The organism is Enterococcus sp. LJL128, assembly GCF_056924295.1.
Genome location: NZ_JBXPBP010000002.1, coordinates 432,512 through 444,092, shown reverse-complemented (window position 1 = coordinate 444,092; position 11,581 = coordinate 432,512). Strand labels below are relative to the sequence as shown.

13 protein-coding genes are annotated in these 11,581 nt (G+C 38.6%); 3 read left to right on the top strand and 10 right to left on the bottom strand.

The window, feature by feature from the left end; all coding sequences use genetic code 11:
* Nucleotides 1-8: 8 nt before the first annotated feature.
* From AC1Z3K_RS05130 to AC1Z3K_RS05110, 5 genes are all read right to left on the bottom strand, one after another.
* Complete coding sequence (locus AC1Z3K_RS05130) at nt 9-311, bottom strand: YlxQ-related RNA-binding protein (RefSeq protein WP_426080772.1); 303 nt, start codon at nt 309-311, stop codon at nt 9-11.
* Nucleotides 304-600, bottom strand: a complete 297-nt coding sequence (gene rnpM / locus AC1Z3K_RS05125; protein ID WP_426080773.1) for an RNase P modulator RnpM — start codon at nt 598-600, stop codon at nt 304-306. Before rnpM ends, AC1Z3K_RS05130 begins: the two co-directional genes overlap by 8 nt.
* Before the next feature lie 19 nt (nt 601-619).
* Nucleotides 620-1,804: a transcription termination factor NusA gene (nusA, locus tag AC1Z3K_RS05120; protein WP_461732047.1), complete on the bottom strand. Its 1,185-nt coding sequence runs from the start codon at nt 1,802-1,804 to the stop codon at nt 620-622.
* Nucleotides 1,805-1,892: 88 nt separating this feature from the next.
* Entirely contained in the window at nt 1,893-2,366 is a 474-nt protein-coding gene (gene rimP / locus AC1Z3K_RS05115) for a ribosome maturation factor RimP (protein ID WP_426080776.1), read from the bottom strand.
* Nucleotides 2,367-2,530: 164 nt separating this feature from the next.
* A complete protein-coding gene (locus AC1Z3K_RS05110; RefSeq protein WP_461732046.1) occupies nt 2,531-3,310 on the bottom strand; it encodes a GNAT family N-acetyltransferase in 780 nt (259 codons plus the stop codon).
* 145 nt (nt 3,311-3,455) lie between these two features.
* On the opposite strand from AC1Z3K_RS05110, the gene rnhC reads away from it, so the two are divergent.
* Entirely contained in the window at nt 3,456-4,379 is a 924-nt protein-coding gene (rnhC, locus tag AC1Z3K_RS05105) for a ribonuclease HIII (protein ID WP_461732045.1), read from the top strand.
* A 77-nt stretch (nt 4,380-4,456) separates the two neighbouring features.
* Nucleotides 4,457-4,888: a GNAT family N-acetyltransferase gene (locus AC1Z3K_RS05100; protein ID WP_461732044.1), complete on the top strand. Its 432-nt coding sequence runs from the start codon at nt 4,457-4,459 to the stop codon at nt 4,886-4,888.
* Nucleotides 4,889-5,259: 371 nt separating this feature from the next.
* Here AC1Z3K_RS05100 and AC1Z3K_RS05095 read toward each other — a convergent pair whose 3' ends face one another.
* The 3 genes from AC1Z3K_RS05095 to AC1Z3K_RS05085 all read right to left on the bottom strand — a co-directional run bounded on the left by AC1Z3K_RS05095 (nt 5,260) and on the right by AC1Z3K_RS05085 (nt 8,150).
* Nucleotides 5,260-6,048 (bottom strand): NUDIX domain-containing protein, encoded by a 789-nt coding sequence (locus AC1Z3K_RS05095; protein WP_461732043.1) that lies wholly within the window; start codon nt 6,046-6,048, stop codon nt 5,260-5,262.
* Between the two features lie 106 nt (nt 6,049-6,154).
* Nucleotides 6,155-6,988 (bottom strand): nicotinamide riboside transporter PnuC, encoded by an 834-nt coding sequence (gene pnuC / locus AC1Z3K_RS05090; protein WP_426080784.1) that lies wholly within the window; start codon nt 6,986-6,988, stop codon nt 6,155-6,157.
* A gap of 16 nt (nt 6,989-7,004) precedes the next feature.
* On the bottom strand, nt 7,005-8,150 hold the full coding sequence (locus tag AC1Z3K_RS05085; protein WP_461732042.1) for an AAA family ATPase: 1,146 nt from the start codon (nt 8,148-8,150) through the stop codon (nt 7,005-7,007).
* A gap of 336 nt (nt 8,151-8,486) precedes the next feature.
* On the opposite strand from AC1Z3K_RS05085, the gene AC1Z3K_RS05080 reads away from it, so the two are divergent.
* The gene (locus AC1Z3K_RS05080; protein ID WP_426080786.1) at nt 8,487-8,810 is read left to right on the top strand and encodes a hypothetical protein; all 324 of its coding nucleotides are present in this window, start codon (nt 8,487-8,489) and stop codon (nt 8,808-8,810) included.
* A gap of 108 nt (nt 8,811-8,918) precedes the next feature.
* On the opposite strand, the gene AC1Z3K_RS05075 is transcribed toward AC1Z3K_RS05080, so the two are convergent.
* Both AC1Z3K_RS05075 and AC1Z3K_RS05070 read right to left on the bottom strand, forming a co-directional pair.
* Entirely contained in the window at nt 8,919-10,571 is a 1,653-nt protein-coding gene (locus AC1Z3K_RS05075; protein WP_426080787.1) for a hypothetical protein, read from the bottom strand.
* Nucleotides 10,572-10,573: 2 nt separating this feature from the next.
* Complete coding sequence (locus AC1Z3K_RS05070) at nt 10,574-11,308, bottom strand: ABC transporter ATP-binding protein (protein ID WP_426080788.1); 735 nt, start codon at nt 11,306-11,308, stop codon at nt 10,574-10,576.
* Nucleotides 11,309-11,581 lie beyond the last annotated feature (273 nt).

Here is an 11,581-nt window from a genome sequence, read left to right as displayed (position 1 = left end):
TCACCTTCCTAGCCTTTCATTAATTCCTTGAACTTATTAGCAAATCCCAGATCATTAATGCCAACGACCATTCGTTTTCTGCCAATTGCGTGACTAAGCTCTGCCTGCTGCAGGTCATCATTCCAGGAAATATTATAGTAAGAACATTTGTCCTTAATTTTCTTTTTGGTATTTTCACTTGCATCAGACGCAACAAAAACCAGCTTCGTTTTTGAACGTTGGATATCTTTCACCGTTAGTTCTTCACCGGTAATTAATTTTCCTGCTCTCATCGCTAATCCAAGTAAATTCAATATTTTTTCTTTATTCATTGCTGAACAGCTCTTTACGTGCTTTTTGGTGTTCAACATAATCGAATAATTCTTGATAAAATTCATCAGTCAGTGAGGTTTCAAGGACACGATCCAGGATTTTATTCTCCCACGCTTTTTTAACCTCTTCTGGTTCCAATGCCACATAAGCTCCTCTCCCAGGAAGTTTCCCTGATGGATCGATTGCTACGGCACCGTCCTTCGAGCGCGTGATACGAATCAGCTCTTTTTTAGGCTTCATTTCTCCCGAAACAACAGATTTACGCATTGGAATCTTTCTTTTTTTCATTCATATCCCTCCAAAAACGTTATTCTTCTTCTGTTTGCTCGTTTTCATTGTTAAACTCCAGATTTTCGTACTCATCAGAAGTTAAATCGGCTTCTAGTGACTCGCCTTTGTACTCTTCATCAAGAATTTCTTCACCATCTGCAGCTTCTGCTAGCTGTGCATAGAAATCTTCCATTTCAGATTCCGGCTTAATATCAATTTTAAAGTTAGTCAGCTTAGCCGCCAAACGGGCATTTTGACCTCTCTTGCCAATCGCCAGCGATAATTGGAAATCCGGTACCACAACTGTGCAAGCCTTAGGGTTTTCCGGATTAAAAATAACGTCGACTACTTGTGCCGGATTTAGAGCGTTACTGATAAATGCGGCAGAATCTTCATTCCATTCAACAATATCCATGTTTTCACCTTTTAGCTCATTAACAATCGCCTGTACTCGCTGTCCTTTAGGACCTACACATGTACCAACCGGATCGATATTTGGATTATTTGAACGAACCGCTACTTTAGAGCGGTCGCCGGCTTCTCTGGCAATACTTACGATTTCTACAATGCCGTCGTACACTTCCGGAATTTCTTGTTCAAATAGGCGCTTCAATAAATCTGGATGGCTGCGGCTAACAAATACCTGAGGACCCTTTGATGTATTTTCAACCTTTGATACATAGACCTTGATACGGTCGTGGGGCTGATAAAATTCATTTGGCATTTGATCCTGTTTCGAAAGAACAGCTTCAATTTTCCCAAGATTTACATAGATATAGCGGCGATCCTGACGCTCTACAATCCCCTGCATAATATCATTTTCGTACTCGCTGAATTCATTGTAGATAATTGTCCGTTCTGCTTCACGAACCCGCTGCAAAATAACCTGTTTTGCTGTTTGAGCAGCAATCCGGCCAAAATCCTTAGGGGTTACTTCGAAACGAATTTTATCTCCAAGTTCATACGCTTTATTAATAGCCATCGCATCTTTTAAAGACACTTCCAGCTGTGAATCCATTACCTCGTCAGTCACTTCTTTTACAGCATATACATGAATATTTCCTTTTTTATCATCGAATTCCACTTCCACATTCTGTGCTTGACCATAATGTCTTTTATATGCGGAAATCAAGGCTGCTTCAAGCGCTTCGATCACCTTATCTTTTGAAATTCCTTTTTCAGCTTCTAATGCTTCCAAAGCATTTAACATTTCTTTGCTCATTGTTTATTTTTTCCTCCCATAATTTTAGTCAAAGCTGAACGAATCTTATCCTTCATATTTTGAAAGATAAACCGTTAGAAGCTACCACTTAAAACTGAATTGCTAAACGAGCCTTTGCAATATTTTTACGATCTATGACCAATTCTTTTGTTCTTGTTTTAATCTTGATGACCAGTGTCACTGTTTCTTTATCAAAAGCTTTCATTGTACCATCAAATTGTTTTTCTCCATCTACTGCCTGATAAAGCGATACGTGGATGTACTCACCTACAGCATTTTCATAATCCTGTTCCTTTTTCAATGGCCGTTCTGCTCCCGGCGAAGAGACTTCCAGAAAATAGGCCTGCGGAATCGGATCGGGATCGATTGCATCCAGCCGTTCGCTCAGCTGTTCACTGACAAACGCACATTCTTCTATATCGATGCCGCCTTCTTTATCGATGAATACTCGCAAAAACCAGCTTTTTCCTTCCTTGACAAACTCTATATCTACAAGTTCAAAATTTTGCTCTTTTAAGATCGGTGTGACTAACTCGGTAACAGTTTCCACAACACTACTCAAAATTTTCGCCTCCTTCGAGATTAGATGTAACATACCATTGGCAATTAAAGGCTCCTGATAAATGCCATTAAAAAGAGTGAGCAGAAATCCGCTCACTCCCATCTAGTATCATTACTTAAAGACAGTTTAACATAAACCGCAGGAAAACTCAAATCAGCCAGTTTTTAAGCCGTTTCTTCTTCATCTTTTACTAAAAGATAATTCACTTCAAATGCCGCTTCTGTAAAGCCAAGTTTCTGGTAAAGCGACTCTCCCATCCCTCCAATATCTGTAGCCAAACTAATACCTGCTGTTTGGTCCTCTCTGGATTCAACGGCCAGTCTAATTAAGCTTCCAGCAATTCCCTGCTTGCGGAAAGCCTCTTTGACAAATACATTCTCAATTTTATAATAGTCTTTCAGCTTATATACATCCAAGCTGCCGATTGCTTTTCCTTCTGACACAGCAATGTAAAAACGAACCTCGGAAAGCTCACGTAAAAACCAAAGGAAACGTAGTTTTTCCTCAGCAAAGCTTTCTGAAATACGCGTGCCGTCCTCATAAGTATAATCACAATAAGCCTGAAAATCTTCATCCGTTACTACTTCCTTGATTTCAACAGCGGTTTGGGCGCTGGAAAGCTTTTCCTTTTCAGTCAGAACCATGTAGACCAGCTGTTCACTTGAACTTGTATAACCGGAAATCTCAGGAAACTTCCAATCAGCTTCTTGTAGATTACCTGTAATTTTCCCAAAAAATCGTAAAAACAGACTCTTACCACGGCGCTGTTCTACCTGATTTTTTACCTCTACCGAAAATTCTTTTGTTTTAAGATACCAGAAATTATGATCGTACATCTGAGGAACAAAAGGATTTATATACTCATTGATTTCCCTTCCCTTTTTTGCTTGATTCACCAAACTAAAATAAAATAATTCATTTTTTTCAATTTCTTTTGCATTCATGCAACTATTCTCACCTTTCAATTCTAAGCCTCGTTTCCATGGTACTCTTTTATAGGAGAAATTCAACGTTTATTTTCAGTTCCGGCTTTCTTTTTCCTGCCATATCTTTTACCATAGTAAATGAGCGAAAGAAAGGATAAATCACATGACACAAACTCAGGTAATTAAAGTTTCAAAGGATTTATTAAATAAAATGGATGAAACATATAAAAAACAACAGCTGAATAAAAAACCGCCATATACTGTCTTTACAGCTAAAGTAAACGGCGTTACTGTCACCGCCTACACTTCGGGAAAAGTAATGTTTCAGGGCCCGGCAGCAGCGACAGAAGCAGCACGCTGGGGAACGGCCCTTTCTGCAAAAAAGAAACCGGCTGCTTCAGCAGTTTTACCTCCAGGCTTTGACCGTTTATCTGTAATCGGCAGTGATGAAGTTGGCAACGGGAGCTACTTTGGACCAGTCACAGTCTGTGCAGCATATGTAGCAGCAGACATGATTACAAAATTAAAAGCTCTGGGAGTAAGGGATTCAAAAGAGCTGACGGATGATCAGATTGTTAAGCTTTCTCATTCGATAAAAGAGCTGATTCCCTATCGTCTATTAGTTTTGGAACCAAAAAAATACAACGCTATTCAGCCAAAATATAATGCCGTGCATATGAAGGTAGCTTTACACAATCAAGCAATCTTTCTATTATTAAATGATTTAGCACCAGTCAAACCGGAGGGAATTTTAATTGATCAGTTTACTCCTGAAGCAAACTATCGCAAATATGTCCGTTCTGAAAAAAATCAAGTAGCAGAAAAACTGCATTTTATTACCAAAGGCGAGCAATATCATGTGGCAGTTGCCGCAGCCTCGATTATTTGCCGAGCCGCCTTTCTGGAGGAATTAGATAAAGAATCAGCGGAATTAGGCTTCAACGTTCCTTCTGGTGCCGGTGCCAAGTCAGACCAGACTGCTGCAAAAGTCCTAAAACAAGGCGGTATTGAACTATTAAGTCAGTATGCAAAGCTACATTTTGCAAATACTGAAAAAGCCAAAAAAATTGCCGGCTATTCAAATTAGAAAGTATTAAAAGCAGAACCAGGCGATTAACTCATAACCAATGCTAAAAAATTCAAAATAGAAAGTTGGGATAAACGATGAACATTAGAAAAGCTCAGCTATCAGATGCAGACAGCTTAAATGAAATCAATGAGTCTTCTTTAGGCTACGACTACCCTTTAGAGGAAACAAAAAAACAATTAGAGGAGCTTCTCCAGCTGCCGGATGAACAGCTGCTCGTTTTTGAAACACAAGGCCGTGTTTCAGCTTACATCCATGCAGGCGCCTACCGTACTATTTACGCACCTAAAATGATTAATATTCTCGCTCTAGCCGTGCACAAAGACTTTCACGGCAGCGGGCAGGGGCGCCTGTTGATGAATGCGGCAGAAGAATGGGCTAAAACAATTGGAGCAGCAGGTATTCGTCTCAGCTCTGGGGAAAATCGGACAGAAGCCCATCGTTTCTATGAGCACATCGGTTTTATTAAACGTAAAAATCAGGCAAACTATTATAAGATTTTTAGCTAAATCAGCAAGGAGCCAGGTGTGCTAAAAAGTATGTGCTTATAGTAAAGAGTTGTTGAAAGTTCTTAAAGACAGCAGCAAGCAGCACTCGTTCTAAAATAGATAGGCTCTGATTAGAGATTAATCAACAGTTAGTCATTTTCACGCATTTTTTTGATTATTTTCAAATGAGCCCATTTATTTCTTAAAGCTGAACCTATTTATCACACCTTTTTCCTCCACTTTACTTCAGTAGTATTCTTAAAATTGTGCCCTCAAACAAAGGAAGGATAGTTCCTTTTGATTGTCATAAAGAAATAGTATAAGTGAATGGCAATGTAGCTCCGCTTCAGGATTCCTTTTTGAAGCACCCTCTATTCTAATTCTTCAATTTTCTAGAAGGATTTCAATCGATAAATTTTTCTTGGTCTGCCTTTTGTTGTTTTTGTCTCTAAACCAACTTCAGTGAAAAATTTCCCGTGTGTTTTGCGAAAATTGCTATTATCAAGATCATCTACTGGAATGCCTAGAAATTTACTATAGACTTTTCGGGCTTCGGTTAAAGTAAAGGTACCGCCCAAAATTTTTAACACAGTTGGAATATAGTCCAAACGATTTTTTATTCTGATGACTGCTTCCTGAATGATTTCCTCATGATCAAATGCCAATTCAGTTAATGGAATCTCTTTGTTCTGATAAAACAACTGCGGCTTGCCTTCACTAGTAGCCTGCAGCGTCACCCAGTGAGCTTCTCTGGCGTCATCTCCTGCTACTACCTTCATATCGGCCATAGCAGGCAAATAGGTCAAATGCGCTACTGTAATCGTCCAGGCCCGCGGATCGCGGCCTGGTGTTGCTATCGTCTTTAGCTGCTCCACGTACTGTTCACTTAAGGTTAGCCCAACCTCTTCCTTTACTTCTCTCAACACAGCTTCAGTTGTATCTTCGGTTTTATCCACAAATCCTCCGGGAAGAGCATAATAGCCTTTAAAGGGGTTAGCCTTTCGACGGATTAACAATAGCTTTACTTCTTCATCTTCCCAGCCTAAAATTACATTATCTACTGTTACAGAAGGTTTTTCATATTTTGGTAAATCTTGCTGCTGATACCACGCTAAAAATTCTTCTTGGTTAGCTTCCTGCTCATAATATTTTTTTTCTTCTGCATAACTCTTAAATTTCACTTTGCATCCACTCACTTTTCCCTGCATTTTTCGTTCATTTCATTTTTACAATAATAGCCGGTCTTGTCGAGAAAACTTAAACTATCTACTTTACAATGTTAATTTATTATTCAGAGTCTAGCTTATCTACTCTACTTTTCTTTGTCCAGCGTATATATCCTACTACTGAGTTTACTAGAAAGACCCAGTACATGACAACCATTTCCAGACTGGCACCCCACCATAAATAGATACTAAACACATTTGTGCCAATCCAAAACAGCCACTGCGCTGCATAAGAACCATTCATCAGCCATTGTCCTACATAGTTCGTTCCATCTGTTACCGAGTCTCTAAAAGGACGGTTTGCCCCTATGCTTTGATAGATAAATCCAAAGACGCCCCAGATAACTGTCATTCCTGCAATTGCCTTAAGCCATCCAGCAAAGGATAGTTTCTTAGGCTTTACATAGGCAGGTTCTTTTGTTCCTTTTTCTTTATTATCCATATTTAACAACCATAAATACGTACCAGTAAACTGCATTAGGAAAAAGTAAATAGATGTCAATACCTCTCCATAAAAGCCGCTAACAACGCTCAAATATAAATAGATAGTTACGTTAATCAAGCCGAATAAATAATTACTGATTTTCCCCTTTGTCACAAAAATAACATTTATAATTCCTGTTACTCCGGCAATCATTCCCAGAAAGCTATCCGGCTGCTTAATATAAACACCAATTTGAATGCTGACAAGTGCGAATAAATAAACTATTTCCAAAGGCTTCCAGCCGACAAAAATGTCCTTAATTAAAGCATATATGATTCCTTTAACTCCTGCATGCTGTGCCTGTTCAGCTAATGCTGTCAGGTTCTTTTGGGTTGTAACCGCTCGTTTTATCCAAAAATCCGGCTGCAGCCTAGTCAGCGCCCAGCTTTTCATTGTTTTTACTGTATCCATGTTTTTTCCTTCTTTCTTACCAGATTGTGATTCCCAGATTCATTTCTATTTGTTTCTGTACCTCTTTGTAGCGTCCATAAAATCCTTGAGGGTCTGCCTCTGTAAGTTCTGTTTTTAGAATAATCAGCTTTTCTTCAAGCCCCGCTTCTTTAAAAAGCTTTAAAAGATGCTCATGAAATTGCCAACGTATGTCTTCTTGAGCCATACTCATATCCCGAAACTGATCATCAACATATTCAGTGACTGGGGGAACAATGAAAATCAGTGCCCACTTTTCCTGATGAATAGTTGATAAGTACTGTTGTGTCAATGCTTCCAGTTCATCTTCCTTGATCAAGTTCTTTCCCTCAGATACTCTCTGTGTATCTGTGGTTAAATACCAGTCCAGATAAGCCTTTGTAACTGTACTATTGGTATCTGCGAAAACCAAACCGTTGTTGGCAGTACCTTCGATTTCATTAGATGTTTGCCGATACTGATTGGCTAATAGATACATGTAGTCTTTAGCGGTTAGTTCCTCATCCAAGACATTGTATTTTTTTTGATAATGGCGAGCATATTCCAATGAAAAAGGACTTCCATAGCTTCTTGCCAAATCTTTTACCAACGTAGTTTTTCCCCCTGAAGCAGAGCCGGCAATCAAAATATTCTGACTGAAGTGTCTTCGAAAAGGTCGCGCAATCTTCTGCCAATATTTAAGCGGCTCTTTTCTAATATGTGTTGCAGATATCGGGAGCAGCTGCCGGTCAATCATAACCACCTGCCATTTGGGACGCAGCTCATTCAATTTTTCCTTATATTCTGCCTCACCTACATAAACAGTGATTGTCCGTTCTTTCTCCAGACAGTTTTCTTCAATGACCTTTTCAAGCAAAGGCAGCCAATGATTCCAGCCGTTAGGATATCTGGGAATGTTAGTCTCATCAATCTTTCCCACCACAACTAGCTCATCTTCACGAAATGTTTCTCTAGTATATCTAAATCTTTTTTCCAAGCCAAGGTCAATCTTATCTCCCCGGTCCCCCTGATAACCACTTACTGCCAGTACTACTCCATCACACTGTCTTTTGGCCTGATGCACTGCGGAAATATGACCAATATGAAGGGGGGCCCAGGTTCCAAAAAACACACCGATATTTTTTCCAGATAACCTTTTTCTCATTTTCCCATCTCCTTATTAGGTAACTTTTACCTTTAATAGTTTAAAAAAATAATTTTACTTACTATTTTTTTCTGTAAAACAAATTATTTTAGGTAACTTTTACCTTTAATATAAATAAATGATACCATTCTTTCTAAGAAATGTAAACATAAAATTATTAACCAGTCATAAAAAATAACTGAACATTTGTGTTAAATCTTCTGAAAAAAACAATTATTCCCCATTAAACAACAAATTTTTCAAGCATTTTTTTCTTATTGTTCTCTAAATAGTCTGGAAAGTGCTACTTTTTCGTACGTACTTCTGGTAACATAAAAGAAAAACAGGAGGTCTACAATGGGCTATTCAATCTATTACACAAAAAAAACGGACTGGTGGGACGATAAGCCTGGCTTCTCATTGGAAGAGATTAAAGCAATCGCTTCAACAGATGAATTTTACTATACAACAAGTTTTTCCATTCCAACACCTGACGGAAAAATGCTGACTGCTTCTGGAGATTTTATTGGCGCTCTCTATCAAGGCGAGACCTATTATCTTATGTTCAGAGATGGAAACATCAGCTTTGATTATACCGATGATGGTTTTATCCAGTGGGTAGCGGAACAATGTCGCCCTCTGGCAGGTAAAATGCAGGGAGATGAAGGGGAACTGTATTGATTTAGAAACGACTTGCTCAATCAATAAAAACTGCTTCTTTTTATAAGTAAGATGACTGTATTTCACTTACGAAAAAAGAAGCAGTTTTTTAATGTTAACTTTTTAGGCTTACGCCTTTATTCTAAACGTTTTTGGTGCTTTTCGGTAAATAATCACAAAACCAACTCCTACATAGATCAGACATAAGACAGAAACAATCACTGCATAATAAAAGCCTGTAAAACGCAGCTGTAGATTCGCGTAGGCAATCCAATAGAAGACACCAGTTATAATCTTATAAAGCGGGCTCACTACAGACATATCTCCTGTGAATGGCTGAAGAAGATAATAGATAAACAGCTCATGAAACGAGAACAAGGCTGCTAACGCTGCCAAAAGCAGTGCTAAAACTGCGAGAAAATCCCAAGAAAGGAAAAAGCTGTTCATTAAACTAGCCAATAAGTAGACACTGAAGATACCCACTGAAACGATGCTATTGTAAAAAAAGGTCTGTTTAAATCGATAATTAAAGCCAGAAAGAATGGTGCTTGCTTCCCGATAAAACGGATAGTACAGCATTGAAACGTCACAGTTCACAAAAACCATCTGTACAACTTTCTTACCAAAGGTCATCAAATACATCAGAAAAAACAAAACCGGCAGGGTAATTGTAATCTCTTTAACGGTAATTCCTTTAAACAATCCAAATATACTAGCCACAGCAACTGCAGCTAGGGCAGCTCCGATGAAATAAAAACGAAAACGCAGCGCTTTGTTTAAAATTGAACGGTAACGGCTGAATAAAAGAGCGTTCAAATACTGACTTCCTTTGAGATGGTCAAACTGATTATCTGCTGATATCACCAGCTTTTTCTGCATTGCCATCCCTTCACTAATATAGGAGTTATTCGTTTTTTTCTGCACATCAAGTCTCTTCAAGCTAATCGTTGCTTGGTCAATCCAATAAAGCAGATATTCATTTTCTTGTTTAAAATGCAGTAGCAAGTGAAGCATTCCCACCATAAAAAACAACAGCACACTATTTCCCAGCCATGAATCTGCCAAAGAGATAAAACGATTGGTTTGATCAAAAAAGAAAACTGCCGCTGCTATGCCAATGACCAGTACAGTAACAGCTGTGCCAAGCAGCCGCCGTTTAGTTCTTGATAGATGCCAGGTATAAATCACACGTCCAAGATAGAGAAATCCCACCCTAAAGCTCAAATAAGAAATAAAAATAAATAATAAAGTTTCCAGCGGGCGTCCTAGTAGAAAGCCATATACTAGTGCGGCTGGTAAATATGCAATTCCCTGGATACATACATCCAAAAGCATATTGCCTCTAATAATCGTTGTTCGTGACTGCATAAACTGTTCAATAAACTCAATAAGTGGTTTTTCTGCTGCGAATGTATAGCCTTCAAAAAAACCAATAAAAATCGGAACAAACATCAGCCAGAGAAACAAGCCGGCTAGAAGTGTCGGTTGACTGAACATGTCGTACGTATTCCCGGCAACCATTAAGCTCCGCAGAAAACCGGCGGCAAAAAAGTGAAGGGCCAGCCAAAGAAACTTCGCTGCAAAGCTGCTAAGATAATCAAAAATAAGCATTAAAACAGCAAAACCTTCTTTTACGCCATAGCTCTGATAAATGGAGGAGGGAATAAGTTTTCCTACAACAGGAAGCCGCTTAATATAATAGAAAAAGCCATTGACCTTTTTGGCAGTACCTGTCTGCTTAAAATGCCAGTAGTTTTTTAAGTAGATAGAAAAATCGTTCATTATTATTCCACCTCGACTTCTTTAGCAGGAACAGCTTCTTTGTCAGAAAGCAAGTCAATAATCTCCGCCTCAAAATCTTTATCATGAATCCTAGCAGAATCTACTTTGTTTAACTGATGGTGATGAAGCAGTACAATCTCATCACAAAGATCCTGTGCCAATTGTAGAATATGAGTAGAAAAAATCACAATAGATTCTGATTTCATCTGTAAAATCAGCTCCTTCATCTCATGGGCAGCTACCACATCAAATGAAGTCAAGGGTTCGTCCAACAGCAGAACCGGCGGCTGAACCATCAGAGAAACCAGCATTTGTACCTTATTCTGCATGCCATGAGAAAAATCTTTCAACAGCCGGTGCTGATCTTCACGCTGAATTCCTACAGAATCCAAATATTCCTCTGGCGTCTTGATTTCTCTGATTCTGGAGCTGTTAATCTCTATAAAAAACTTAACAAACTCAAATGCTGTCATAAAGGCCGGCAAATGAGGCTGGGTATAGACAAAACCAATTTCTGTATTTTCATACTCCGTATTCAGCTGACCGCCGTCTTCAATACCGATACTTCCCTCATCAATCATTAAATTTCGAGAAATACAGTTAAAAAGAGTCGTTTTTCCAGAACCATTCCTACCCAATAACCCATAGATTTTTCCTTTTTCAAAAGTAAATGATGCATTATCAAACAACGTTTTTTCATCAAAACGCTTTGTGATATCTTCCAGCACTAGTTTCATTTTTTCTCCCGTCCCTTTTTCGTTATGTCCTATTTTATTATCTATTCTATCCTATTTCTCCACTCCCTCCAATGAAGAATTAGCTCTTTACTAATCATTTCCCATTAAAAAGTCTATTTATTTTGAAAAAGCAGAGGGGAAATCAAGAATTTTCAAAAAATAGAGTCAACAAAATCTTTTAGCCTTAAGATAATAAATAGGACTGGATTCTTAGTCAAGCTGACTATACTCCAGTCCTTAAAATCAAATAAATGGTCGCTTAACGCTTCTCTC